Genomic DNA, 25005 nt, shown 5'->3' with positions numbered 1-25005 from the left:
AGAATTGCCAAGCACAGGAAAACGCGCGTTGCGACGTTTGATACCCGACGCCGCCCCAGCGGCATTTTAAGGAGGAATTGCATCCTTGTTTGATGCTCCAGCCAAAAGGTCCATGGCCGCACCCGCGACCCCGTTCGCTTCTAACGTAGTGTGTTCCCGCAGCAGGTTCAAATGGCGATTGCCAAAAACCGTGGCGGCGATGCTTGCCAGCGCTTTGGTTTTGCAAGGATGCACGGGGACCACGGATGTCGAATATGGCGTTGCGGGCTATGTTCGCGGTTTCTTTGGTGGTGTTGTTGCGGAAGAACCAAATGCGGCCCTGATCGGGCGGGATGTTCTGACTGCTGGTGGAAATGCGGCAGATGCGGCCGTGGCGATCAGCTTTGCCCTGTCGGTCAGTTATCCTTCTGCGATCAGCCTGGGCGGCGGTGGCGTTTGTATTGTGCATGATGGGGCGATTGGCGTTACCGAAGTCATTGATTTCATTCCGCCCGCTGGAACCGGTGCCGGGGGTGATCGACCGTCTGCCATTCCAACACTGGTGCGGGGAATGGCTGCCCTGCATGCGCGCTATGGTCAGTTTCCCTGGTCTGGGGTCGTTTCCCCCGCAGAACGCATGGCGCGGTTGGGGCATCGTGTTTCCCGGGCGCTTGCGGTTGAAATGTCGCGGGCTGCTGAGCCGTTATATGGTGAACCTGCTGCACGTGCCATTTTCGCCCCGTCTGGTCGGCTGGTCGGGGAAGGTGATATACTCAGCCAACCCGAATTGGGTGCTGTGTTGGGACAGATACGGGCCGGAGGAGCAGGTACCTTTTATAATGGGGCCATGGCCCGTCGGATTGTGGATGGCGTCCAACAGGCTGGGGGAAGTTTAACATATGAAGAATTGCGCAATTACACTCCGACATGGCGTTTGCCGCTGATCGTTCCCTTTGGGGATGATGAGTTAAATCTGGCCCCACCACCGGCTGCTGCTGGTCCTATGCTGGGCGTGATGTGGCGTATGTTGATTGACGATGACCGCTATGCCGATGCGGCGCCGGAAGAACGCGCGCATCTGCTGGCAGAGGTGATGAAGCGGGCCGCCGCAGATCGCAAAACCTGGCTGGGAGAGGGATATTCATCGACCCTGCCGTTGGAAGATGTGCTGGATCCGGATCGCGTTGCTGGATTGATGGCGAATTATTCACCAACCCGTGCAACACCCGGTGCAGAGCTGGATCCAAAGGGCCGGCAATTGGCGGAGGTGATTTCTGGCACCGGTTTTGTTGCGGTGGATCGCAACGGGATGGCGGTTGTCTGTGACCTGACGCTGTATAACCCGTTTGGCACCGGACGGGTGGCACCGGGGACGGGTATTCTGCTGGCCGCAGCGCCGGGTTTGCGGGGGCGCAATCCTCTTAGCCTGAGTCCTGCTATGGTCATCAATACCGGGACGTTAACCTTTCGGTTTGGGCTGGCCACGGGCGGCGGGCCATTAGCCCCGGCATCCAAGATACAGATCATGGCTGATACCCTTTTGGCCGGAAAACCTTTGGATACGGCCATATCGGAGCCACGTTTCCTGGCGGTTGATGTTCCAGATGCCGTGTTGGTGGAAAAGGAAGGGGGCGATGATTTAGCCGCATCCCTGACGGCACGAGGCCATCCTGTTTCGCGGCTGACCTGGCCTGGTCAGGCCTCTGCAATTCATTGTCCAAATGGGGTGACCGGGTCCAGCAGTCGATCCGCCCTGTGCCGTGTGGTGCATGACAACCGGGGCTACGGGCTTTCATCCTTCTCGGATGAGAGTGGAGGCTAAGGGTCGCGATGGTGTTAAAAGTTGGCAGTCGCGGGCATATTCCCGCCTTCATGGTGATGGAAGTCATGCGCGCCGCAGCGGAGCGGGAACAGCAGGGGGACGCGGTCTTTCATCTGGAGGTCGGCCAACCCGGAACGCCTGCCCCAAAAGGCGTTATCGCAGCCGCCCATAAGGCGCTGGATACGGATCGAATTGGCTATACGACAGCTTTGGGCATTCCAGACTTGCGCGCCGCGATTGCCGGGCACTATCAGGATTTTTATGGTGTTTCCGTTCCCGCCTCTCAGGTTGTGGTGACGACGGGTTCATCCTGCGGCTTTATCCTAAGCTTTCTGTCGGCCTTTGATCCCGGTGATCGGGTGGCCCTGGCGCAGCCTGGATATCCCTGTTACCGACACATTCTAAATGCCCTGGGCATTGATCCAGTGATGCTGCCAGCAGGACCCAAGGAACGGTTTCAGCCAACCCCGGCCCTGATTGAAAAGGCCCTGGAAGAGGGTCCGCTGGACGGCTTGATCGTTGCATCTCCATCAAATCCAACAGGGACGATGTTGGACAGACAGGCAATGCAGGATTTGCTGACTTGCTGTCGTGACAATGGTATTCGCGTCGTGTCTGACGAAATTTATCACGGGATCTCCTATGGCATGGAGCCCGTCACAGCGGCAAAATTGGACCCTTCGGCAATTGTAGTGAACAGTTTTTCAAAATACTTCTGTATGACAGGCTGGCGGCTTGGATGGTTGATTGTGCCGCCGGATCTGCTGCGGGCGGTGGAAAGCCTGGCGCAGAACCTGTTTATTTCCCCCCCGACCCTTAGTCAGCTTGCCGCCGTTGCGGCCTTTGACTGCCAGGAGGAATTACAGGCCAATATTGAACGCTATGCGGAAAATCGGCGCTTGCTGTTGCAGGAATTGCCGAAAGCCGGGTTTACAGATCTGGCCCCATCTGATGGGGCATTCTACATCTATGCGGATGTCAGCGACCGGACCGATGACAGTGTGGAATTCTGTGCCCGTATCCTGAAAGAAACCGGTGTCGCGATCACGCCTGGATTGGATTTTGATGCCGTGCGGGGCAATCGTACGGTGCGGTTTTCCTTTGCAGGCACTACGCAGGAAGTGAGCGCCGCTGCAGAGGCGCTTATAGCCTGGTCAAAGGGCTGACACGACGGTCGCATGAATACATAACATGACCTGTGAATAACCACGCACCACCCTAACTGGCGCGGAACGGATTGCCGATCACGATGCGATAGAAGCCGTGGCTGTCGTCCAGACCAGTCAGTTTCAGGTGCACGAAGACGGGGCGACGACGATCCTGATCCGGCCAATAGCTGAAAAAGCGTCCTTGATTGACTTCTGGTCGCAAGGACTGAAACAGGCTCATTTTGCTGCTGACTTCCGTTGTCAGGAAGCCTGCATGGCTGGCTGGAATACGTTCCTGAATGGCGCGGCGGGCAAATTCGAACCGGTCCATCGCATTTTCGGGCGTGGAAAAGGGGCGGCTGTCGATCTGTAATGCGACCAGACGATTGGATGTCTTGCGGTCGAACTGGGCAACGATGACCTTGGCGTCGCTCAACCAGCTTGTGATGTTCAGCTTGCAGGCGGTGAAATCATCGCCAATATCCTTACAAACCTCAATTTTGTCGCGCAGGGAAGACAGGGTGTCTGACCAGCTGAGCCCCATCATCAACTTGCGATATTGCGGCTCTGCAGCGGCCAGAACCAGTCGTTCTTCCAGATCGGCCCGTCCGGATTCCTTGGCAAAATCAGACGCCAGACGCCCATCCGTAGAAACCATGGCAGGGTCCGCGCCAAAGGCCATCAGGACATAGGCGGTTTGCGGATCCCCGCGCAACGAGGCGCGCATCAGCGGTGTCAGGCCATCAGACATGCCATTCGGGTCCGCGCCTTCTTCCAGCAGGGTGCTTAACATGCCTGCCAGTTCCGGGCGGTCTGAATGTTGAACAATTCGATGGATCAGACGCGGCGGGATGGACGCGCCATCGTCAGCCAGCAGTTTTACGATATCTGTTTGGCCGTGCAATGCAGCTTGTTCCAAGGCGGTGCGCACGCCAGAACCAAAACCGTCTTCAACCGCAAATTTTGCTTCATCCAGGGTGAAGCCGGGCGGCGGTGATCCCAGTAAGGCGACAACAGCCCCCTTATCAGCGGAATCAATCGCCGTCTTAAGTTTGCTTTTAAAGACGCGGGGGCTCAGCGCCGATGCACTGGCGGTTTGCTCTGGTTCTGCCGGTTTTTCCACATTTGAATCGGGCTTGCTGGGGGGCAGGAAGACCGAATTTTCACCCGGTTGCGCCTTAGTGGAAGGCGGGGCGGTAAAGTTATCTTGTGGGGCCTCCAGTTCAGGGGGCGCTTCCAAGGATGCAAGCGTTTGTCTGTCCAGGGCTTCTGGAATGGATTTTTCCGCAGGCTCCGTCTGGGGCGTATTTGGTTTCGCGTCAGCCTGCTGTGGCACGTTCGACGCCGTGACCAGCGCCGTTCCGGACCGGGTCGGGGTATCCGATTTTGCATTGGCCCCCGCCATTTGCAGCAGCGCATCCCGCTCTGCACGCATCTGTTCCAGACGCGCTAAGACATGCGGATGGGCGGCGGCAATCTCCATCGGTCCGACGGAACATCCCCGCTGTTCCTCAAAGCTGGCCCCCCGCTCTGCAAGAAGGGTTGCCGCCCGCACGCGGCCATTGGCGGCGGCGACGGATAGGGGCGTCAGACATCCATAAACGCCACCGGCCAGATCGACCGGGGCACCGGCATCAATCATTCTCTGCAGGGCCTGACCTCGTCCTTCGGCGGCAATACGATGCAGCACGGATCGTCCATCCTGAGTTGGCAGGGTGGGATCAGCCCCGGCCTGCAATAGCAGGCTGACCGCTGCCAGATTGCCCGACCGCGCCGCGCGCAACAGGGCTGGATTGCCTTCTGAATCCAAGCTATTGGGATCAACGCCTTCGGCCAGACGCGCGCGCACCGTGGGCAGGTCGCCATTGGCGATGGCATCAATCAAGTTGGTCCGTGGCAGAATTTCGCCAACCTGGCCTGAAATACTGGCAAAGACGCGTCCTGCGAAATCAGGATTAATCGCTGACAGGGCCAGTCCCGTGGCCAGGGCCCCCGCAAAGACACCACTCATCAAGGCAACGCGTCCGGTAGGATTGTCTGAGTGTCGACGCCCGGCGTCACTGGGCGACGGGTTTGCTCGGCTGGCCGCGCGTCTGGCGCTTTTTTCGCGACCAAACAGACGAAAGCGATCCGGTCGGGGCGCTGTATCCTTGGCTCTGCGATCCGGATCAGCCGCCAGATGCGTCGGTTTTTCTTTTTGCGCCGTCGGGGTTGGTTTCTCAGCGCGCCCCTTTGCGGCGGTCCTTTGCGTGGACTTAGTTAGCGGAGGTGGGATGTCCTGCATCGACGCGACACGGGGATCGTAATCGCCTACGATTGCGGCCTCATCCTCACTTAATTCCGCAGGGAAGGTCCATTCGCGAATGGTTTCCAATTCGTCCCTGAGGTCCTCATTCAAATCATGGTCAAAGGGGGGCTGAGACGCAGCGGTGGCGCTGTGCACCGTCGTGTGCGGTACAAATTTCGCCGTGCGCCGTTTGGGGCGCTGCGGTTCGGCCTGATCAGGATTTTCGTCAGGCCCTTTGGACTTCGTTTCGGGGCGCGGTTGTGCCTGATGGTCCTGCGGAAAATAGTCTTCCGCGTGATCTGTATCACCTACCCAGCGGTTTTCACCCCCCAGCCCCAGGCGGCCTTGCATGTTTTCCGGTTTCGGTGTGGGCCAGAAGCGCAGTTGCGGGTGTTGCGCCGGGTCCAAGGTATCTTCCTCGCTGGAGAATTGTTGGGCTGCAATTTCAGATCCATAATCGCGGTTGGCGTTCTCCTGATCGTCCTCTGACAGACCGGGATCGCCTCCGGATGCCTGCGCGCGCAGCATGGGAGAATCAACAACCTGTCCGTCGCGCACTGTCACAATGTTTGTATAGGTTGTGTCGCCGGTTATTGTGGAAACCTGCGCCTGCACCAGGCGCAATTCGTCATAACGATCCTGACTGATCAGCGCGCCCAATCGAATGATAGCGGTCTGGTCACTCTCAAGGCTTTCCAGGTTCTGCCAATAGCGCCCTGTTCGCCCCTGTATCCAGAAAGTCCGCTCCACTGTTTCGCCCCACATGCCTCGAATAAATAGGTCCGGCAGCGTCAAAACAGACTCCTGCCAAATTCAGGGATACCCTACATGTTGTGGCGGAAACGGTGCAAGTATTAGCATCTAGGGGGTATTCCCCCAAACGTCAGGCGCGGAATTCCGCCTGTTTGAGACTTGTTTGCAGTGCAAACCTATGCGGCGCTATTGTGTGCTGTCCGCCAGTAATAGCGAATCGGGGGCCAGGCTATCTAGATCAGGCGATGCGTGTGCGGGTGATTTCAACGCCCACAGAGCCCGCATTTTTCAAAGCCTCCGGTTTCTCAACGCGGATTTTCGCGGATAGGATTCGATCATCCTCAAGACACATTTCGGCGATGCGATTGGCCAGTGTTTCGACCAGTTTCACATGGCCCTCAGCCGCCATTTGCCCAATGCGTTCAACGATCCGGGCATAGCAGGGAACGGCCTGATAATCGTCAGCGTCCCAATCGTCCAGGGCGCGCGCTTCCAGATCCAGGTTGATCAGGATAGGCTGGCGTTTCTGATGTTCATAGTCATAGACGCCGATGCTCCAGGTGACTTCCAGGTCACGAACGGCAATGCGATACACAACATCGGTCTGATCTGGCACCTTGTTTATGTCGTGCAGGGATGACGGTTCAGACTCATTGGTCAGCGGATAGGCGTCCTGTGCTAGCTCGGACATCACGCGCATCTCTGCTCACCCTTTCGCTTGGGGCGGAGCCTGTCCTATGGTCACAGGATATCCGCACCGTTAATCACCGGCCACTGGGGCGTCTGAAGACTTGGCAAAGCCATTCTGACGGTCTACTTCCCCGACATCAAGCGGCACACACTACCCAAACAGGCCGGGAACGCAAGAAAAGTCAGATCAGATAGGAGGCTTTCCATATGCCCCGTTCCATCCTTCTTTCGCCACCGTCTCGATGCCTTGTTATGGGTATCGTGAATATCACACCGGACTCCTTCTCAGGCGACGGACTAGGCCGCGAACGCGACATCATCGCCGCCGCAGTGGCGCAATCGGTGAAATTTTTCCAGGCTGGCGTCGATATTCTGGATATTGGGGGGGAAAGCACACGACCGGGGGCGGCCTATATCCCGGCCCAGGAAGAGGCCCAGCGTGTCGCACCGGTTATTGCCGCCCTGCGTGCGGAATTGCCCGATGTCGCGATATCCATCGATACCTATAAGGCATCCGTCGCACAGGCAGCACTGTCGGCGGGGGCTGACATTATCAATGACGTCTGGGCCTTTCAGGCGGACCCGGATATAGCCGCCGTGGCACAGGCTGCGAATTGTCCGGTAATCCTGATGCATAACCGCAGCAAACCTGGCCATGCAGAAATCGACCGCGTTTTGGGTGGCAGTTACACCGCACCGGATTATGGCGCTGGATTTTTGCGCGTCGTCTGTCAGGAAATGGCGGATCTGGCGCAGAATGCTATCAAAGCCGGTGTCAGTGGTGATCGGATTATACTGGATCCCGGTGTCGGGTTCGGTAAAACGCCCGCCCAGAATATGGCCCTGATTGAAGGGATCGATGTTATTCGGGCAATTGGCTATCCGGTTTTACTGGGGGCCAGTCGCAAAAGCTTTATGGGGCGTGTGCTTAATCTGCCAGCAGATGATCGACGCGATCCAACATTGGCGACCACCGCATTAGCGGTACAGCGCGGGGCTGCCATTGTGCGCGTCCATGATGTTGAAGAGAATGTGAAAGTGGTTCGAATGACCGAAGCAATGCTGCAAGCCGGGAAGGCAGCACGCGCGGAAAGGGGCTGATCATGGTTCGGGTCTATCTGGCATTGGGTGGCAATTTGGGGGACCGGCATCTGTCGTTTAGAACAGCCATTGAACGCCTGCAGGAACATGTGGTGATTGATCAGCAATCTGGCATTTACGAAACGGCCCCGATGTATGTGGCCGACCAGCCCGCGTTTCTGAATATGGTCGTGTCCGGGGTGACGGATTTGACGCCGCTGGCCCTGCTGGATTTTCTCAAACGCCTGGAATCGGAGATCGGTCGGGTACCCTCTGTTGTGAATGGCCCCCGCCAAATCGACCTGGATATCCTGTTTTTTGGCGATACCGTGCTGAATTCGGAACGTCTGACACTGCCGCATCCGCGAATTGCAGAGCGTGCCTTTGTCCTGGTTCCGCTGTGTGATATTGCGCCGGACCTGATAGGACCCACAGAAACCCTCAGCATTTCTCAGCTTTTGGCGCAGGTTCCGGGACGCGATACTGTCCAGCCATGCGTTTGACGCATCCCTGCGTCTCGATCTTTGCGGTTAAGTTATTTGTGCATTGCAATAATGTGACGTCCAACGCCGAGGGACGATGACATCGGCGCTGTGATCCACCCGGTTTATCAGGCCGCCGCGCTCATGACATCATGAACGCACAGCATCTGTTAACCATTTATTGGCATAGCGCATGCATAAATTCCCGTATGGCAAATGGAAAAACCAGCGCGCTTTCTTTTCTGAGAGGTGCGCCCGACAGAAATGAAGGACAAGAGTATGACAACGACGACAGACATTCGCGGCCCCTGGGCTGAAGGCGGTCACCAGATTGCACAATTGCGCCTGGCCCGTGAAATCACCCAGGCTGAATTGGCCGAACAGGCTGGCCTGCCCAATGCTGGTTGGCTTTCTGATATTGAAGTAGGCCGCCGTCCGGTGCCGTCTGCATTCTATCAGTCAATGGCCCTGCAACTGGGTATGACGGCCTCTGATTTTGCCGCCCTGTGCCTGCGCCATTACGATCCGAAAGCGTATGAAGCATTGTTCGGTGTCGAAGTGCCTGCGCTGAAGCTGGCCGCTTAAGTTCCATTCCTGATACAATCCCGCCCCTGTTCTGGCAGTTTGTTAGGACAGGGCGCGCGAGCCGCATCGGTTGATGATATCGGCAATGGCTTCTGCTGCGCCCAGACCTGACGTCTGGGTGATGGCAAATACGCCGCCGGTCAGTTGCGCATAGGCGCGCATGATCTGCTCCACGCGCGGGTCTGGCGACATTTCAAATCCGGATGTCGGGATGTAAACCGACGAAATGCGGATATCCTTATCCAGCGCCAGCGTTGTGACATCGCGGGCATTCAGGTCATCCACGCCCTCATCAAACTGATCATCAAAACCGCCTGGCAGATTGTCTGTGACCAGCACCAGGATGCGGCTGCGTGCCTCCCAAACGCCCGTGAAATCCCCGTCTTGCGGGCGGTTTTCTGCGGTCAGATTGGCGACGGCCGTATGCAGGGCTTCGTCACTGGCTTCCGGTCCGCCATTGCCGCCTTCTGCAGTCAGCCGGCGGATGCTCCAACTGATCGCCTCTGCTGTGTCGGGATTATCGGGGGTACCTCCCAGGTCGACCTCGACCGTGATGCGATCCTTGAAACTGATCAGTCCTAGCCGGTAATCCCCACCTGAGACGAATTTCGTCAAATCCAGCAAATGGACCATTTCGCGTTTCACATCGCGAATAGCGGTCGCCATGGAATGGGTCGTGTCCATCGCGATCACCAGATCAACCGCGCCGCATTTTCCTTCTCGCCCGGTCGGCGTGGTTTCCAGCGCGGCGAAACTGCGTATGGGAGGGGGCCCCGCCATGCCGGACAAAAGGGCCAGGCCGAAACAGACGGCAATGCAGACTCTAATAACAGGCTTCATGTCTGTGGCCCTCTTGGTCACCCCTTGCGACGGCATAATGCCTTAAAATGTTTTGGGATAGACATAAACTTTACACTCTGATGTCTCATCCCGGTCAAAAAGATAGATGACATCTGTACCGCGTAAACCGTTTGGGTCTAACAAGTTCAATCCATCCCCCTGGGCATAGCCGAACCGCAAGGGGTCCTGGTTCGGACGGGGCACCATAATGAAATAGCGGCCATGGCGCGCCTGATTGAATTCCAGCCGGGCACAGGCCTCTGACAGGTTCTTCGACAGGGCCTGGTTAAGGGATTGCGGGTCCACAGGATAAATTATCCGGGTGCCGCCAACTTTTGTTCGGGTGGGCTTGTAGGGTTTTGGCTGAACTACTTCTGGAATACGGCGCATGAATTCCTGGCTTTGCGCCAGCGCGACTGGCGATGATTGCAACAGGGCCAGGCTGCCAAGTCCAATACATAACAGGATTATCAGAATTTTGGCGCGCAGGATCATGGCTTTTTCTGAACGGTCTCAAATTCATCGGGGTTAGCAAATTTATGTTCCAGGATATCATAGGATTCAGCCTGCAGCAGGTCGGCGATACACGCCGCATCTGCGGCCTGGGCCCCCTGTAGAAACGGGCCAGATGGCAGCAGTTTCAGGGTCGGGCCAATATGACATTTTCCCAGGCAATGCACTGTCTCCAGACTGATAAAGTCGCCACGCTTGGCAATTTCTTCCTTTAACGATTGGGCCAGTTCCCTAGACCCCTTAGCGCCACAGGAAGGCAGCACGTCGCCTGCGCGAAAATTCACACAAACCTTTAAACGGGGATAGCGTCGTTCCGGGGTGTTTTTCCTGGTTTCTGACATTCGTTCCTCATGCCGGGCGAACCGGCTCTTGTCCTCTTCGCTGTTCTACCCCATGTTTCCGCTAGATGAGGATTTATCTTTAGTACCATATAGGAGCGCGTTTCGCGATGAGCCACTATGACTATGATTTGTTTGTAATTGGTGCCGGTTCCGGCGGGGTCCGGGCAGGACGTATGTCTGCGTCTTTGGGCGCGAAAGTGGCTGTCGCGGAAGATCGATATCTGGGCGGAACCTGCGTCAATGTTGGCTGTGTTCCCAAGAAATTGATGGTCTACGCCTCCCACTATCGGGAAGATTTCGAAGAAGCTGCCGGTTTTGGCTGGACGGTCGGGCCACGCAGTTTCGATTGGGCCACTCTGGTGGAACGGAAGAATACTGAAATCAATCGGTTGAATGGCATTTATGATGGCTTGCTGAAAAATGCAGGCGTCACCCTGTATAATGCCCGCGCAACGGTAAAGGGTCCCCATGAGGTTGAGGTGAATGGGGAAACCATCACGGCGGAACGTATTCTGGTCGCAGTCGGGGGCTGGCCGTCGGTTCCAGAGATTCCGGGGCGCGAGCATGTCATCACATCGAATGAATTCTTCTTTATGGATGCCCTGCCCAAGCGTGTGATTGTCGTGGGCGGCGGTTATATTGCGGTTGAATTGGCCGGCGTTCTGAATGGTTTGGGATCACAGGTCACGCAATTGTATCGTGGCCCGCATTTCCTGCGTGGATTCGATGACGATGTGCGCCATTTCCTGGCGGAGGAAATTCGCAAGAAAGGAATTGACCTGCAATTCAACGCGAATATCGCGAAGGTCGATAAACGGGACAACGGGACATTGGTGGCAACCCTGGAAGATGGGGCCACGATGGAGGCAGATACCATCCTATATGCTACGGGACGGGCGCCCAATACGGCGGGCCTGGGTCTGGAAGAGGCCGGGGTTGAATTGGCAAAGGGTGGGGCAATCATCGTCAATGATGATTTCCAGACCTCGGTTAAGTCCATTTTTGCCCTGGGCGATGTGATTGATCGTGTCGCCCTGACGCCGGTCGCCATCGCGGAAGGCATGGTTTTCGCCCATAACACCTATGGCAAGGGTGGGCGGAAGATGGATTATCGCGATATTCCAACCGCTGTTTTCAGCCAGCCGCCGATTGGGACTGTCGGCCTGTCAGAAGCAGAAGCCCGCACGAAATATGGTGAGGTGGATGTCTATTGCTCTGAATTTCGCCCAATGAAGCACACAATGTCTGGCAGTGACGAGCGCAGCTTCATGAAGTTGATCGTCGACACCAAAAGTGACCGTGTGGTCGGCTTGCATATGGTCGGTCCAGAATCCGGTGAAATCGCCCAGGGCTTCGGTGTCGCTATGAAGGCTGGCGCGACGAAGGCAGATTTCGACGCGACCGTTGGCATTCATCCAACAAGTGCGGAAGAATTCGTGACGATGCGAGAGCCCGTGGTTCGGGCTGCCGCAGCGGAATAGGCGTCAGCGAAGAAAGGCTGATGGATCGCGTTCTACAGAACGCAATCCTTGGCGAAATTTGCAGCCTCTTTCGCGGAAACATTTTCGACACCTTTTTCTTTGATCATCTTGCACCATTCTGGTGTGCCCATTTCGGGTTCACAGGCGGTCAGGAGAAAAAGGGCACTGATGCTTGCGATCAGGGTCGTGATGCGAATTACAGGTTTGGTCATTGTGCCGGTTATCCTTGTTGGAATGTTGGTGTATACCTGAAGATAAATTTGCGCAAATAAAGGCGTCCATGACGATGAACGTACCAGGCTATCAAATGGCTGGAGTATCTTGATATAGGGCTGCGCGAGCGCATAATGATTTAGCGTGAATGCGCCTTCAAGTCCATCGACGGTTTGCGTTATTTTGGCGGAATAGGAATTTGTCCGCAATAACCTGTGGAAAACCCCGGTGTGAGCGCGTAAAACACCCCCACAATCTGATAATGTTCTCGTAAAGGACAGGTGTCAGAATGGTAATTTCTTGGAGTGGATGAAATGGCGAACGGTACTTGGAGTCCTGAAAGCTGGCGCGGAAAACCTGTACAACAGGTGCCGGACTATCCGGATTTGGCGGCTTTGACCTCAGTGGAGGCTGAACTTGCGGCGAACCCGCCGTTGGTTTTTGCGGGTGAGGCGCGCAAGCTCAAGGCGTCTCTGGCTGAGGTCTCCGAAGGCAAGGCATTCCTGTTGCAGGGCGGCGATTGTGCCGAGAGCTTCGCTGAGTTTTCTGCCAATAACATCCGCGATACCTTTAAGGTCTTGCTGCAGATGGCTGTCGTACTGACCTTTGGTGCAGCATGCCCGGTGGTTAAAGTTGGCCGCATGGCGGGTCAATTTGCAAAGCCGCGCTCTGCCCCGATGGAAAAGATTGGCGATGTGGAACTGCCCAGCTATCGCGGTGATATCGTCAATGGCATGAACTTCACGGCAGAAGACCGCACACCGGATCCGACGCGGATGATGCGCGCCTATCATCAGTCTGCCTCTACCCTGAATTTGCTGCGTGCCTTTGCACAGGGTGGATTTGCAGACCTGCATCAGGTGCATCAATGGAACCTGGATTTCGTGGCTGGCAGCGCCCAGGGGGAACGTTACAAAGCTCTGGCAGAACGCCTGGATGAGACATTGAGTTTCATGGCGGCCTGCGGTTTGACCTCTGAACGGGTACCAACCATTGCGGAGACGGATTTCTACACCAGCCATGAAGGCCTGTTGCTGTGGTATGAACAGGCTTTGACCCGGCGCGATAGTCTGACCAACAAATGGTATGACTGTTCTGCCCATATGATTTGGATCGGGGATCGCACTCGTCAGATCGATGGTGCCCATGTTGAATACTGCCGTGGCATTGAAAACCCGATCGGCATGAAATGCGGCCCCAGCAGCGACCCGGATGAACTGATCCGTTTGATCGATGTGCTGAATCCGAAGAACGAGGCGGGGCGACTGACCCTGATCGCGCGGATGGGCAGCGACAAGGCTATGGAGCATCTGCCCGCCCTGGTGCGCCGGGTAAAGGCGGAAGGCCGTAAGGTCGTATGGTCCTGTGATCCGATGCATGGCAATGTCATCAAGTCTGAAAGCGGCTTTAAAACCCGCCCGTTCGATCGGATTTTGAGCGAGGTTCGTCAGTTCTTTGACGTGCATGAGGCTGAAGGTACCCATGCCGGTGGCGTGCATTTCGAAATGACTGGCCAGGACGTCACGGAATGTTTGGGCGGTGCGCAGGAGATTTCGGATGCGGACTTGTCAGCGCGGTATCACACCCATTGCGATCCACGCCTGAATGGCGCGCAAGCATTGGAATTGGCGTTCCTGATCGCTGAGGAATTGAAGGCCGGTCGCGTGGGGCGGGCACGTCCCTCGCAGGCTGCGGAATAAGCGCTGGAGAATTCTCTCGATCTGGGTTTCCTGATAGTGGAAAAGCCCAGCGGATCAATCCTTGTCGGGGGGCTTGGGTCACAATGACTGCCGCTGATGCCAATGATGTTGATGCCTTTATAGAAGACTGGACCGATGCGTATTTCCTGCGCACGCGGGAAATTGTCGCCAAATTTGGCGATATCCAGGTTACATACGCAATCTTCATGCGCCGCCCGGTCGTGTCTGCACCCCGGTTGGCTATTGATTGGTTGAATGACATCATTGCGGCACGCGGCAGCACGGTGAAGATCGACCTGCTGTTTGAAGAAGGTCGATGGGTCGGGGCGGGGGAGCCGTTGATGTATATCACAGGGTCTTTTCATGACCTGTGTGATCTGGAAACGCTATTCCTGCAGAAGATCGGTCCAGCCTGTGTATCGGCCTATAATGCGTTCACCATGTGTCAGGAACTGCCCAATGTTGCCTTTCTGGCGATGGATGCGCGCCATTGCGCCGGGACGGAAATGGCGGAAATCATGGCCTATGCGGCTTCTGTCGGGTCGGATCGTGCGAAGCGGAAGTCGGCGGCAGTTGGGTTCATCGGGAATGCGACCAATGCAACAGCCCGTTATTTTGGCCGGGATTCCGGCCTTGGCACCATGCCCCATGCCTTGATCGGCTATGCCGGGTCCACCGTTCGCGCGGCGGAGATGTTTCATGAAGCCCATCCTGATCAACCCCTGACCGTTCTGGTGGATTACTTTGGGCTGGAAGTCAGTGACGCCCTGGCGGTCTGTCATCGGTTTCCTGAAATAGCAGCGGAAGGCAGGCTTTCCGTGCGAATTGATACGCCGGGTGGTCGTTTCCTGGAAGGTTTGGACCCCGCAAACTCCTATGCCGTTCTGGATCGCAATGCGCCGCGGTCTATCCGGGGCTATCGCAACGAGGGAGAACTGCGCCATCTGATCGGCCCGGGTGTTTCCGCCGCTGCTGTCTGGCATATGCGTGAGGCGCTGAATAATGCGGGCTTCCCAGCCGTCAAGATTGTCGCTTCTTCTGGCTTCGGGCCAGAGAAATGCAAGGTTATGGCGCTGGCGGATACACCGATTAATGTCATTGGGACCGGAAGCTATTTGCCGGAACGTTGGGCGGAAACCTATGCCACCGCGGATATCGTGGAATATGACGGCCAACCCCGCGTGAAGGTCGGGCGCGAATTTCTTCTGCGCAAGCCGCCGGTCTCCTGATTGAATTATCGCAGCATTTTAGAGGTTTGTGCGCCGTGATAGAGACCCCGACACTCCTGGATCTGCAAGAGTTTCGGTCCAATCTGGTTGGCCAATACATTCGGGACTTCTTTGACTATTGGGATCGGTTGCGTGGGTCCAGGTCCATGCCAATGCGATCCGAGGTCGATCCGCTGGATGTTCCCCGGCCCATACTCCCCAGCCTGTACATCCTAATTCGCGATGATGATGGCGGGTTCCGCTTTCGACTGGTCGGGACGCGCCTGGCGGAAATTTTTGGTCGGGATATTACGGGCAAAAGAATTGAAGAAGTGCTGCGTGATGAGGTTCTTAGCAATGCGCTGCGATCCTATGATATGATTATAAGAATGGGGAAACCCTCGCATTCCCGGGCGCGTTATTTCCCAGCCTCTGGCGAAAACCCGTTCCTGTATCAACGGCTGACCTTGCCTTTGGGAACAGACGCACAGACAACCCACTTGCTGGGTGCATTGTTTCTACAGTGGGAAGATCTGCCTTTCGTAACCTACAGCGACGTCGAAGCGCGTGAGGTGGTGACAACATCAGATCGCGTTGAAACTATGTTGGCTTAGGCCTCATTGGGGTCTTCTGTCGTGGGTTTAGGCGGGGATGCTTCAGAGGGGATAACGTTGTTCAAATGAACAACGCGCTGGGCATAGGGAATGACGATCCCTTCTTTCGGGAAGCGCCGCAGGATTTCTTTGTGAAGGTCGCTGGATATCCAAAGAACCCAAAGAATATCGCTGGTGAAAATGCGCAATTCCATATCGATCCGGCTTTCGCCGATATTCATAACCAGGGCAACGGGTTCTGGAATTTTGCGGCATCGTGGATGCGCGCGCCCGATTTTCAACAGAACCTCGCAGACATGATCAATGTCGCTGTCCAGGGCGACCCCGACAGGTACATCGACTCGCCCGATTTTATCCTTATGGGTCCAATTCTTTAGTGATTGAGACAATAGGTCCGCGTTGGGGACAATTACGCTGGCCTTCTGCCAGGTTTCAATTTCTGTCGCACGCATGTTGATTTGCTTCACAAAACCTTCGTTTTGGCCAACAACCACCCAGTCGCCAATCTTAATCGGGCGTTCAATCAACAGGATCAGGCCTGATACAAAGTTATTCACGATATTCTGAAGGCCAAACCCGATACCGACCGACAGCGCCCCGGCGATTAGGGCAATATTGGTAAGGTCGACGCCAATAACGGCAACCGCCATCCCGGTCGCAAAAATAAACCCGATGTAACCGATTGCTGCGGTAATGGTATGGCGCAGGCTTTCCTCAATCTCAGTTTCAGGCAGGATCTTTTCGGCCAGGCTGCGTTTCAACGCCCGGACCAATGCCAGACTGGTTACAAATACAAAGATTGCCAGCAAGATATCAGCGAGCGAAATCTTGACGCTGCCAACTTGCATTCCCCCAAGGATAAATCGCGCATTGCGGAGTAAATCCGTTTCGGAAATACCCCAATTGGGGGCAATCACGCTGATGCCGACCAAAAAGATCAAGATATCCAAAAGGAAACGTGCAGAAAATTTCAGGCGGCTTCTTGTTTTGTGACGCAGGGCCAGATTGTGCCGAAAAACGGTGCTTCTGGTGGTAAGCGCGATGCCTTCGCGAAACAAACCTCGTAAAATGTAGAGGATGGAGACCAGAATGGCTGTCCCCAGAATATTGTTCAAAAGAAAGTTACCCAGATTGGTATAGCCAAAGACCGGCGCAAGGGCGCCTGTACAGGTAATCAGAATCAATATGGCCCGTACCAAAGCCCAAAACGGTTTGGTTGTGCGACCAATCGTGTCGTCTGGATCATCTGGATCGTCGGGGTCGTCCTGTTGGTCTTTTGTCGACGTATCGGCGGGAACAGGACCGTCCGCAGGCGTGTCTTCCGTTTGCGGTATGGTCCAAAGACTGCGCTGCAATAGGGCAAGTGCCAGACCACCCTGCGCCAGATTGAAGATCAGGGTCCAGGTTGAAAAGAATTCAGGTGTTAGAATGCCTTGCAATGGGCCGATTTCAGTACCGGCGCGGGTCACGAATTCATCAATACAGAATAACAATGCCAAGGGGACCAACAGAGCCAGAATCCGCTTTGCCTGATTTGGGGATAACAGGGTCAACCGCCAATCAGGATCATTTGGTGATAAGGCGGCATGGGGCAGGGCCGTGGCCAATACGAACGTCAACAGGCTTTCCGCCACCAAACGCAGGATCAGTCCAAAATCATTGTTCAGCGCCCCACCATCCGTATAGGTGCGCACAATAATGACGGTCAAAATGACAGCGGGAATGATACCACGTGCAACGCCATCCGCTGTCGCGGCTAATAGACGGCGGCTATAGGGGGGCTCCTGCTCTACAGGGTAGGGGCCAAACCGCTTTAAGACCCTGATGCGCAGCCACCAGGCGATTCCAACACCAATCAGGATGAAAATGCCTGGCTGTATGACGGTCCCATATTGCCGTTGCTTTTGCAGAAAGGTTTCCCACCAGTCCGATGCCATTGCGCCAATTTTTGCGATGAATTGTCCAATATTGCCCGGAATCTTGGTCAGGGTGGATGGATCATAGGGCAGCGGTCCCTGCTGTATAAGCTCCTCATACAGGCGGCTGCGCTGGGCAACGCCGACCTTGGTCTCTAAGGCTGTCGCCCGGGATATGGTCAGGTCTGCCAGGGCGATATGGGATTTTGCCTGTGACAGGGCCTCGTTCAGACGGGCGCGTTCTTTTGCGACGGGATCCGGCTCCGGGGCTGCGTCCTTTTCATCCGGCGGGGCGCCAAGGGCGGTAAGGTTCGACTGGAGTTCTGCCTGTTTTTGTTCAGCCGCTTTGCGCGCGTCTGTTGCCTGGGAAATGACGCGCGTTACCGTTCGCTTCACGAAATCGCCAGCATCTGGTGACGGGTCTGGTTGGGTGATCAATTGTTCCGCAACATCCAGATCCGCATTCCAGTCATCGACCTGATTTTGGAAATCCTGTAAGTCGGTTTCGATCGAAGATTGCGCCCACGACGACTCGGTCGGTGAAACAGCAACCGCCAGCAACAGGAAAAAGGCGACGAGTATTCTAAAAGGCATCAAGACTCTCAACGGGTTGCGGACGGACATATGTGCAGGATGGACTGTAGCATAGTGCTCCGTTAAGAACAGTCTATGCAAACAGATACAAAAACGACTGATTTGGATACGGACCCGGCTCTGGCACACCAATTGGGCTATGGTCAAACTGTCCGCGATTGCCGCGCCGATCAGATAGGCCCGCGCGGTCTGGATGATGCGGTTCTGGGCGATCTGCTGAGCCGGTTGTCCCCGGCCTTGAAGCGGCTGCGGTCCGCCCATGAGATGGACACGATGCCTTTCCTGCGGCTGCCATCGGCACGCAAGGATCTGGAAGGTCTGGTGCCGATTGCCGACCATTATCAGCGGCGTTTTGATGATGTCCTGATCCTGGGAACGGGCGGCAGTTCGCTGGGATCGCGGGCCTTATATGAAATGGCGGATGGTGACTCTGACCGCATCCGCAGTGCGCCCACCTTGCATATCATCACCAATGTGGACCCGTTCGTATGGGATCGAATGATCCGGCGACTGGACTATCGTCGCACCGGGATCATCGTGATTTCCAAGTCGGGCGGTACGACGGAAACGATGATGCAGTTCTTATCGGTTCTGCCGGTGGTACTGGAACGGTTGGATCCGGACGAATTAGCGCGCTGTATCACGGTAATCACAGAACCGGGAGATAACCCGCTTAGGAAACTCGCTGCGCGCTATAATCTTCCGGTGCTGGATCACGATCCTCGTGTGGGCGGGCGATATTCCGTGTTAAGCGTTGTTGGTATGCTGCCGACCCTGATTTCCGGACTGGATGCGGTGGAGATTCGACAGGGCGCACAGGCAGTATTGGATCAGGCCTTCGCGTCGATTGATACGCCTGCAGCCTGTGCGGCGGCGGTTGGGGCGGCCATCAGTGTCGGTTTGCAGCGTCAGCACAGTATTGCTGCGACGGTGATGTTGGCCTATTCGGATCGTCTTGGCTCTCTGGCGCGCTGGTATCGCCAGCTTTGGGCGGAAAGCCTGGGCAAGGACGGGCAGGGCACGACGCCGGTCTATGCAACAGGACCGGTCGATCAACACAGCCAGTTACAGCTTTGGCTGGATGGGCCTTCGGACAAGATGTTCACGGTTCTGGGGGGCCCAAAAGATCAGGACGGCTATGGCATCGACGCTTCTTTGGCTGATGATCCCAGGCTGGCCTATATGGTAGGCCGGTCGATGGGGGATCTGATGGATGCGTCGCGCAGGGCGACAGCAGAGACCCTGGCACGTCATGGACGCCCGGTGCGCCATATTGAAATGACGCGCATTGATGAAGGATCGATGGGGGCCCTGATGATGCATTTCATGCTGGAAACGGTCCTGGCCGCCGATTTAATGGGGGTTGATCCATTCGATCAGCCCGCTGTAGAGGGCGGCAAAATTCTGATCCGAAAATATCTATCAGAGCAGGGCGGTGGCGCGAAATGACCCCTGCGCCGTCACAAGACAAAGTGGCAGGAACCTCAGTCATCCGCCGTTTGCCTGATACATTGGTCAACCAGATTGCCGCTGGGGAGGTTGTGGAACGCCCGGCGTCTGCGGTGAAGGAATTGGTGGAAAATGCCCTGGATGCCGGGGCAACGCGGGTGGATGTGACCATTCGCGATGGCGGGCGGGCCTTGTTGTCGATCGCAGATAATGGGCGCGGGATGACCCCCGACGAACTCAGCCTTGCGGTGGAACGGCACGCGACTTCCAAGCTGCCAGATGGGGATCTGTTTCATATTTCGACCCTGGGATTCCGGGGGGAGGCATTGCCTTCCATCGGATCCGTTAGCCGCATGTCCATTGTCAGCCGGGCGCGCGACGCGCAAGAGGCTTGGCGGATAGAGATTGAAGGGGGCCGCGTCTTTGACCCTAAGCCCGCCCCAGGTGGCCCTGGAACAACTGTCGAGGTTCGCGATCTTTTCTTCAGTACCCCGGCAAGATTGAAATTCCTGCGCAGCGCCAGGGCGGAAAGCGGGGCAATTCAGGACGTCTTGAACCGCCTGGCCATGGCGCATCCTGATATCGGGTTCAGCCTGACCGAAGATGGCCGCGAAAAGCTGCGCCTGAATGCAGCCCAGGGCGAATTGCTGGACCTGCGCCTGAAACGCCTGGGGTCGATTATGGGCCGGGAATTTCAGGAAAATGCCCTGCCGATTGATGCTGAACGCGAAGGGTTTCGCCTGACCGGCTTTGCGGGGGTGCCAACCCTGAACCGTGGTAATGCGGCGATGCAATTCCTGTTCGTCAATGGCCGCCCGGTGCGGGACAAACAATTGATCGGTGCGGTGCGCGGGGCCTATCAGGATTTTCTAGCCAGGGATCGCCATCCCTTGTTGGCGCTGTTTCTGGAATGTGAACCCCGCTCAGTGGATGTGAATGTGCATCCGGCAAAAACGGAAGTGCGTTTTCAGGAACCGGGGCTGGTGCGCGGGTTGATCGTCAGTGCCCTCAAGCATGCCCTGGCGGAGGCCGGGCACCGTGCCTCCACCTCTGTATCCCATGCGGCATTGGGGGCGTTTCGCCCCGGCAGTCTGCCTGATACGCGCCAGGCCAGCTTCAGCGGCGGTGGATATGCCTATCGTCCCCCCAGCCCACCATCGCCGGGTCTTGCTGCATCGACTTATGCGTTTCAGGGGCCGGAGGGATTTGCGCCTTCCGCGCGGGATGAAACTGTCAGTCAGGTGGATCCTGCCACTGGGGAGGTCACACAGGCCCCGCCCTTAACATCCTATCCGCTGGGTGCGGCGCGGGCGCAGGTGCACGCAACCTATGTCGTATCCCAGACGGACGATGGCATCGTCATCGTTGATCAACACGCCGCCCATGAACGGCTGGTCTATGAACAGATGAAGGCAGCAATGGCAGCAGGCGGCGTCCCGCGACAGGGATTGCTGATTCCTGAGATTGTGGAGCTTGGGGAACGGGCCGCGGATCGTGTGCTGGACCGGTCCGTAGAATTGGCACAGTTGGGTCTGGTGCTGGAAAGCTTTGGTCCCGGTGCCGTTGCGGTGCGTGAAACCCCTGCACTGTTGGGTGAAGTTGATGCTCAGGCCCTGGTGCGCGATCTGGCCGACGAACTGGAAGCGTTGGGAAACACGTTCTCGCTGAAGGAAAAGCTGGAGGATGTTTGTGGCACCATGGCCTGTCATGGCTCAGTTCGTGCCGGGCGGCGATTGAATACGGAAGAAATGAACGCCCTGTTACGCCAGATGGAGGCGACCCCCCATTCCGGTCAGTGCAATCATGGTCGGCCCACCTATGTGGAATTAAAGCTGGCTGATATTGAAAAGCTGTTTGGTCGTCGCTGATCGGGCGTGAAATGCTGCACCGCACAGTGACGGGATTGAACCGAATCGCGAAGACAGGGATACTGGTTCATATATAGCCTTGGTGGCAGCCGCGTCGCTGCCTGATCGGTGCCTCCAACCAGTGCCATATTTGGTCTCTGGATCGGTTTTATCTCTTTTGGCTCCGGCGCGGATCTGCCCCATAGACAGGGGCGGTCGGCAGTTTGATGACCGATACGCCCCCTCTAGACAGAGGAAGGGTTTAGCCATGAGCGTCGCTACATTGCTTGCCAAGAAACAGGGCAGCACCATCACAATTCACGCAGAGACTATAATTGCAGAAGCCGTCAGCATTCTTGCGGATCATAAGATTGGCGCGCTGGTGGTTGTAGATGATGGGAACAAGGTTATCGGCATATTGTCAGAACGGGATGTCGTGCGCGGTCTGGCGGCAAAGGGAGCTTCTGTTCTGACCCAGAATGTCAGCGACCTTATGACGGCGCCGGTCAAGACCTGTACCCGGTCAGAAAGTGCCGATGATGTGATGCGCCGCATGAGCAAGGGTCGATTCCGCCATATGCCCGTCGTAGAGGGGGATAAGCTGGTCGGCGTCGTCTCGATTGGCGATGTGGTTCAAAATCGGATCAACGCGTTGGAACAGGAAGCCGGCGCGATGCGCGATTACATCATGACCGGCTGATCTCGCCCGGTCGCCTTATCGATCATTGCTGCCGGGCAACCGGCTGGACAGGCTGTAGACATGGGCGCGCAATGCATCCATCAGCGCATCGCGGTCGCCCGCCATGGCCTGTAGCTGTGAATAACGCAGCGGTTCCCCGACACAGATATCCAGCGGTCGATTCAACTGGCGGCTGGCCGCGCCGATGAACAGGGATATCCGCAACCGGATGCTGATCCGACTGACCGCCTGAAAGACAAAGCCGTTCTGGCCTGGAAAATACAGCGGCAGCACCGTTGCCTGGGCTTCGCGGATCAGGCGGGCGGTGAAGCGTTTCCAGGGCAGGTCTTCTGCCGGACCCAGAACTTTGGGCGCGGTTGATACGCCCCCGGCCGGAAATATGACAATGGTTTCCCCAGCCGCCAGGGCAGCCAACGCATCCTTGCGCAATTGCAGATTTTTCTGCATCGCTTCCCGGGTTTCTGAAAAATCGACAGGCAAAAGATAGGGCTGGGGTTCCGGCACCCTTAACAGGGCCTCATGCACCAGAACTTTGAAATTCCGCCCCAATCTTTCGGCAAGGGCGGCTGCGGCGACACCGTCCAGCAATCCATAGGGATGGTTGGCGATGATGATGCGCGGTTCGTCTGTAGCCACCAAGGGGGGCCATGGCGCGCCGTGCAGACGCAGTTCGACCCCCAGCATCTCAAGCGCTGAGTCCCAGAAGGGAGCGCCTTGGGCATATTTTTCCACCCGCCAACGCTGATACAACCGGTGTATTTTCTTGGATCCGGTCAGGCGTTCAATGACCTTGATGACAGCGCGCATGGCCCGCGAATCACTGGGCAGCGCATAGCTAAGCTCACCACTGGGCTGCAACAGGCGCGGTGTCTTGGGGAGTGCTTCTGACGCGGGGGTTTCAAGGGCTTGGGACACAATCCCTCCTGAATAATGAATAAGCCCTTTTGTATATCAAAGAATTGTTACAAATGCGCGGTTGTCACAGTATTTTGATCGCCCGATCCTGATGTTTGGCGAACATAAACTGTCCGATGATTGCCCCGATAAGGGCGATTGCCATATCTTTCTGGGCGTCCCAGACATCGCCCTGCTGACCCAGGAAGCTTTCGGCATCCCCATCCAGAATTTCGACGCTGAGCCATTCAATCAATTCATATCCGGCACTGATGCCCAATGTTGATAAAGTGACAATGGAAAACAGCCAGGCCCCTGGACGCAAAGGGGTCAGGCGGATCAGAAGTTCCCGTGCGACAAGGGCGGGGACCAATCCCTGCACCAAATGCCCCAGACGGTCATAGGGGTTCCGGCTGAGGCCCAGACTGTCGCGCGCCCAATCACCGATCGGGACTAGGGCATAGGTATAATGCGCGCCCACCAACAGGATCACGCAGTGAATCCAGATCAGACAATACAACAGGGGCGTGAGTGGAAAGCGCTGGATCGTCAATGCCAGAAGCGGCACGGCGATCAAGACGGGCAGCGCTTCCATCCACCAGGTCAGGCGTTCATGGGGGGCAATCCAGGACCAGATCAGGACAGGCAACAGCGCTGCGGCTAATACGATTGGCAGTCGCAGGTCTGTGCCGTCCTGATTGTTCTGGGACATTACGCTGACAGCTTGTCCAGTTCCGCCAGCAGGGCATCGCCCATCTGGGCCGTGGACAGGGCCTGGCAACCGGGGCTCATGATGTCCAGGGTGCGCTTGCCGGATTTCAGCACGGCTTGCGCGGCCTGTTCCAGCAGGTCAGCTTCATCGCCCATGTCAAAGCTGTAGCGCAGGCTCATCGCGAAGCTCAACAGCATTGCCAGCGGGTTGGCCTTGCCTTGGCCCGCAATGTCCGGGGCGGAGCCATGCACAGGCTCGTAAAGGGCTTTGCGGCGACCGGTTTCATCAACGGAGCCCAGAGAGGCGGATGGCAACATGCCCAGCGATCCGGTCAACATCGCGGCGCAATCTGACAGCATATCGCCGAACAGATTGTCGGTGACGATGACGTCAAATTGTTTCGGATTGCGCACCAGCTGCATGGCGCAGTTATCGGCATACATATGGCCCAGTTCCAAATCGTCATAACCGCCGGATTTGTGCAGTTCGGTAACCGTCTGACGCCAGAAGACGCCGGTCTTCATGACATTGGCCTTTTCAACAGAGGTTACCTTGCCCCGGCGTTTGCGGGCCAGGTCAAAGGCAACTTCGGCAACGCGCACCACTTCATCCTTGGTATAGGATTGGGTATCGATGCAGCGTTCCTTGCCTTCATACATCTGCATGCCGCGCGGTTCGCCGAAATAGACACCTGCGGTCAGTTCGCGCACGATCATGATGTCCAGACCCTGAATGACTTCAGGTTTCAGAGTAGAGGCATCCAGCAGCGCATCAAAGGTGACGGCGGGGCGCAGATTGGCAAACAGGTCCATTTCCTTGCGCAGGCGCAACAGACCGGCCTCAGGACGCGCATCCCATCCCAGATTGTCATATTGCGGGCCACCGACGGCACCGAAGATCACGGCATCGCAGTTTTGCGCCTTGTCCATCGCTTCATCAGTCAATGGCGTACCATACGCATCATAGGCGGCCCCGCCGACCAGATCTTCTGCAATGTCGAAAGACACCGCGCGGCGCTTGTCCATCCAATCGACGACTTTTCGGATTTCGGTGCAGACTTCGGGGCCAATGCCATCGCCGGGCAGCATGAGCAGTGTCTTATTGGACGCCATAGAATATTCCCTCGCCATTGTGCTTATAGAGTAGGGAAGCGTTTT

22 protein-coding genes are annotated in these 25005 nt (G+C 56.5%); 12 read left to right on the top strand and 10 right to left on the bottom strand.

Going from position 1 to position 25005, the window contains the following annotated elements; all coding sequences use genetic code 11:
• Positions 1-85: 85 nt before the first annotated feature.
• On the top strand, positions 86-1801 hold the full coding sequence (locus tag ACOSDM_RS15370) for a gamma-glutamyltransferase (RefSeq protein WP_420725429.1): 1716 nt from the start codon (positions 86-88) through the stop codon (positions 1799-1801).
• 8 nt (positions 1802-1809) lie between these two features.
• Positions 1810-2967 (top strand): pyridoxal phosphate-dependent aminotransferase, encoded by a 1158-nt coding sequence (locus ACOSDM_RS15365; protein WP_420725428.1) that lies wholly within the window; start codon positions 1810-1812, stop codon positions 2965-2967.
• A 52-nt stretch (positions 2968-3019) separates the two neighbouring features.
• Here the strand turns inward: ACOSDM_RS15365 and ACOSDM_RS15360 are convergent, their stop codons facing one another.
• Both ACOSDM_RS15360 and folB read right to left on the bottom strand, forming a co-directional pair.
• Positions 3020-6031, bottom strand: coding sequence for an ankyrin repeat domain-containing protein (locus tag ACOSDM_RS15360; RefSeq protein ID WP_420725427.1), 3012 nt, complete (start codon positions 6029-6031; stop codon positions 3020-3022).
• A 196-nt stretch (positions 6032-6227) separates the two neighbouring features.
• The gene (folB, locus tag ACOSDM_RS15355; RefSeq protein ID WP_420725426.1) at positions 6228-6680 is read right to left on the bottom strand and encodes a dihydroneopterin aldolase; all 453 of its coding nucleotides are present in this window, start codon (positions 6678-6680) and stop codon (positions 6228-6230) included.
• A 206-nt stretch (positions 6681-6886) separates the two neighbouring features.
• Here folB and folP point away from each other — a divergent pair, with 206 nt between their 5' ends.
• The 3 genes from folP (at position 6887) to ACOSDM_RS15340 (ending at position 8826) form a co-directional block, all read left to right on the top strand.
• Entirely contained in the window at positions 6887-7780 is an 894-nt protein-coding gene (gene folP, locus ACOSDM_RS15350; RefSeq protein WP_420725425.1) for a dihydropteroate synthase, read from the top strand.
• A gap of 2 nt (positions 7781-7782) precedes the next feature.
• Positions 7783-8262: a 2-amino-4-hydroxy-6-hydroxymethyldihydropteridine diphosphokinase gene (folK, locus tag ACOSDM_RS15345; RefSeq protein WP_420725424.1), complete on the top strand. Its 480-nt coding sequence runs from the start codon at positions 7783-7785 to the stop codon at positions 8260-8262.
• Between the two features lie 258 nt (positions 8263-8520).
• Complete coding sequence (locus ACOSDM_RS15340) at positions 8521-8826, top strand: helix-turn-helix domain-containing protein (RefSeq protein ID WP_420725423.1); 306 nt, start codon at positions 8521-8523, stop codon at positions 8824-8826.
• A 42-nt stretch (positions 8827-8868) separates the two neighbouring features.
• On the opposite strand, the gene ACOSDM_RS15335 is transcribed toward ACOSDM_RS15340, so the two are convergent.
• The 3 genes from ACOSDM_RS15335 to ACOSDM_RS15325 are packed head-to-tail and all read right to left on the bottom strand — an operon-like array spanning position 8869 to position 10520.
• A complete protein-coding gene (locus ACOSDM_RS15335; RefSeq protein WP_420725422.1) occupies positions 8869-9666 on the bottom strand; it encodes a vWA domain-containing protein in 798 nt (265 codons plus the stop codon).
• 42 nt (positions 9667-9708) lie between these two features.
• Positions 9709-10161 carry a hypothetical protein gene (locus ACOSDM_RS15330; RefSeq protein ID WP_420725421.1) on the bottom strand — a complete coding sequence of 151 codons (453 nt, stop codon included), beginning with the start codon at positions 10159-10161 and terminating at the stop codon, positions 9709-9711.
• The gene (locus ACOSDM_RS15325; protein ID WP_420725420.1) at positions 10158-10520 is read right to left on the bottom strand and encodes a hypothetical protein; all 363 of its coding nucleotides are present in this window, start codon (positions 10518-10520) and stop codon (positions 10158-10160) included. Before ACOSDM_RS15325 ends, ACOSDM_RS15330 begins: the two co-directional genes overlap by 4 nt.
• A gap of 107 nt (positions 10521-10627) precedes the next feature.
• On the opposite strand from ACOSDM_RS15325, the gene gorA reads away from it, so the two are divergent.
• Positions 10628-12001, top strand: coding sequence for a glutathione-disulfide reductase (gene gorA, locus ACOSDM_RS15320; RefSeq protein ID WP_420725419.1), 1374 nt, complete (start codon positions 10628-10630; stop codon positions 11999-12001).
• A 32-nt stretch (positions 12002-12033) separates the two neighbouring features.
• On the opposite strand, the gene ACOSDM_RS15315 is transcribed toward gorA, so the two are convergent.
• Positions 12034-12213: a DUF3012 domain-containing protein gene (locus ACOSDM_RS15315; protein ID WP_420725418.1), complete on the bottom strand. Its 180-nt coding sequence runs from the start codon at positions 12211-12213 to the stop codon at positions 12034-12036.
• A 315-nt stretch (positions 12214-12528) separates the two neighbouring features.
• Here ACOSDM_RS15315 and ACOSDM_RS15310 point away from each other — a divergent pair, with 315 nt between their 5' ends.
• From ACOSDM_RS15310 to ACOSDM_RS15300, 3 genes are all read left to right on the top strand, one after another.
• Positions 12529-13914, top strand: coding sequence for a class II 3-deoxy-7-phosphoheptulonate synthase (locus ACOSDM_RS15310; protein ID WP_420725417.1), 1386 nt, complete (start codon positions 12529-12531; stop codon positions 13912-13914).
• Between the two features lie 83 nt (positions 13915-13997).
• Positions 13998-15143, top strand: coding sequence for a nicotinate phosphoribosyltransferase (locus ACOSDM_RS15305; protein ID WP_420725416.1), 1146 nt, complete (start codon positions 13998-14000; stop codon positions 15141-15143).
• A 35-nt stretch (positions 15144-15178) separates the two neighbouring features.
• A complete protein-coding gene (locus tag ACOSDM_RS15300) occupies positions 15179-15736 on the top strand; it encodes a PAS domain-containing protein (protein ID WP_420725415.1) in 558 nt (185 codons plus the stop codon).
• Here ACOSDM_RS15300 and ACOSDM_RS15295 read toward each other — a convergent pair.
• Complete coding sequence (locus ACOSDM_RS15295) at positions 15733-18246, bottom strand: mechanosensitive ion channel family protein (protein WP_420725414.1); 2514 nt, start codon at positions 18244-18246, stop codon at positions 15733-15735. The genes ACOSDM_RS15300 and ACOSDM_RS15295 overlap by 4 nt on opposite strands.
• A gap of 75 nt (positions 18247-18321) precedes the next feature.
• On the opposite strand from ACOSDM_RS15295, the gene ACOSDM_RS15290 reads away from it, so the two are divergent.
• The 3 genes from ACOSDM_RS15290 to ACOSDM_RS15280 all read left to right on the top strand — a co-directional run bounded on the left by ACOSDM_RS15290 (position 18322) and on the right by ACOSDM_RS15280 (position 22242).
• On the top strand, positions 18322-19695 hold the full coding sequence (locus ACOSDM_RS15290; protein WP_420725413.1) for a glucose-6-phosphate isomerase: 1374 nt from the start codon (positions 18322-18324) through the stop codon (positions 19693-19695).
• Positions 19692-21563, top strand: coding sequence for a DNA mismatch repair endonuclease MutL (mutL, locus tag ACOSDM_RS15285; protein ID WP_420725412.1), 1872 nt, complete (start codon positions 19692-19694; stop codon positions 21561-21563). Before ACOSDM_RS15290 ends, mutL begins: the two co-directional genes overlap by 4 nt.
• A gap of 247 nt (positions 21564-21810) precedes the next feature.
• Entirely contained in the window at positions 21811-22242 is a 432-nt protein-coding gene (locus ACOSDM_RS15280) for a CBS domain-containing protein (RefSeq protein WP_420725411.1), read from the top strand.
• Positions 22243-22257: 15 nt separating this feature from the next.
• Here the strand turns inward: ACOSDM_RS15280 and ACOSDM_RS15275 are convergent, their stop codons facing one another.
• From ACOSDM_RS15275 to leuB, 3 genes are all read right to left on the bottom strand, one after another.
• Positions 22258-23157: a 1-acyl-sn-glycerol-3-phosphate acyltransferase gene (locus ACOSDM_RS15275; protein ID WP_420725410.1), complete on the bottom strand. Its 900-nt coding sequence runs from the start codon at positions 23155-23157 to the stop codon at positions 22258-22260.
• A gap of 64 nt (positions 23158-23221) precedes the next feature.
• On the bottom strand, positions 23222-23848 hold the full coding sequence (locus ACOSDM_RS15270) for a DUF2238 domain-containing protein (RefSeq protein ID WP_420725409.1): 627 nt from the start codon (positions 23846-23848) through the stop codon (positions 23222-23224).
• Complete coding sequence (gene leuB, locus ACOSDM_RS15265; protein ID WP_420725408.1) at positions 23848-24960, bottom strand: 3-isopropylmalate dehydrogenase; 1113 nt, start codon at positions 24958-24960, stop codon at positions 23848-23850. Before leuB ends, ACOSDM_RS15270 begins: the two co-directional genes overlap by 1 nt.
• Positions 24961-25005 lie beyond the last annotated feature (45 nt).

Origin of the sequence: Hwanghaeella sp. LZ110, from assembly GCF_048892525.1 — a bacterium.
Classification (GTDB): Bacteria; Pseudomonadota; Alphaproteobacteria; order UBA8366; family Aestuariispiraceae; genus Pacificispira.
The sequence above is the reverse complement of the archived record's forward strand: the minus strand, read 5'-3'. Positions and strand labels throughout refer to the sequence as shown.

Bases quoted from the DNA above. Each gene is read 5' to 3' on its own strand.
- ACOSDM_RS15330 (WP_420725421.1), bottom strand. From the start codon at position 10,161: ATGATCCTGCGCGCCAAAATTCTGATAATCCTGTTATGTATTGGACTT.
- ACOSDM_RS15290 (WP_420725413.1), top strand. From the start codon at position 18,322: ATGCAAACAGATACAAAAACGACTGATTTGGATACGGACCCGGCTCTG.
- ACOSDM_RS15270 (WP_420725409.1), bottom strand. From the start codon at position 23,848: ATGTCCCAGAACAATCAGGACGGCACAGACCTGCGACTGCCAATCGTA.
- folP (WP_420725425.1), top strand. From the start codon at position 6,887: ATGCCCCGTTCCATCCTTCTTTCGCCACCGTCTCGATGCCTTGTTATG.
- ACOSDM_RS15305 (WP_420725416.1), top strand. From the start codon at position 13,998: ATGACTGCCGCTGATGCCAATGATGTTGATGCCTTTATAGAAGACTGG.
- folB (WP_420725426.1), bottom strand. From the start codon at position 6,680: ATGTCCGAGCTAGCACAGGACGCCTATCCGCTGACCAATGAGTCTGAA.
- ACOSDM_RS15325 (WP_420725420.1), bottom strand. From the start codon at position 10,520: ATGTCAGAAACCAGGAAAAACACCCCGGAACGACGCTATCCCCGTTTA.
- ACOSDM_RS15310 (WP_420725417.1), top strand. From the start codon at position 12,529: ATGGCGAACGGTACTTGGAGTCCTGAAAGCTGGCGCGGAAAACCTGTA.
- ACOSDM_RS15335 (WP_420725422.1), bottom strand. From the start codon at position 9,666: ATGAAGCCTGTTATTAGAGTCTGCATTGCCGTCTGTTTCGGCCTGGCC.
- ACOSDM_RS15340 (WP_420725423.1), top strand. From the start codon at position 8,521: ATGACAACGACGACAGACATTCGCGGCCCCTGGGCTGAAGGCGGTCAC.
- mutL (WP_420725412.1), top strand. From the start codon at position 19,692: ATGACCCCTGCGCCGTCACAAGACAAAGTGGCAGGAACCTCAGTCATC.
- folK (WP_420725424.1), top strand. From the start codon at position 7,783: ATGGTTCGGGTCTATCTGGCATTGGGTGGCAATTTGGGGGACCGGCAT.
- ACOSDM_RS15280 (WP_420725411.1), top strand. From the start codon at position 21,811: ATGAGCGTCGCTACATTGCTTGCCAAGAAACAGGGCAGCACCATCACA.
- gorA (WP_420725419.1), top strand. From the start codon at position 10,628: ATGAGCCACTATGACTATGATTTGTTTGTAATTGGTGCCGGTTCCGGC.
- ACOSDM_RS15315 (WP_420725418.1), bottom strand. From the start codon at position 12,213: ATGACCAAACCTGTAATTCGCATCACGACCCTGATCGCAAGCATCAGT.
- leuB (WP_420725408.1), bottom strand. From the start codon at position 24,960: ATGGCGTCCAATAAGACACTGCTCATGCTGCCCGGCGATGGCATTGGC.
- ACOSDM_RS15295 (WP_420725414.1), bottom strand. From the start codon at position 18,246: ATGCCTTTTAGAATACTCGTCGCCTTTTTCCTGTTGCTGGCGGTTGCT.
- ACOSDM_RS15365 (WP_420725428.1), top strand. From the start codon at position 1,810: ATGGTGTTAAAAGTTGGCAGTCGCGGGCATATTCCCGCCTTCATGGTG.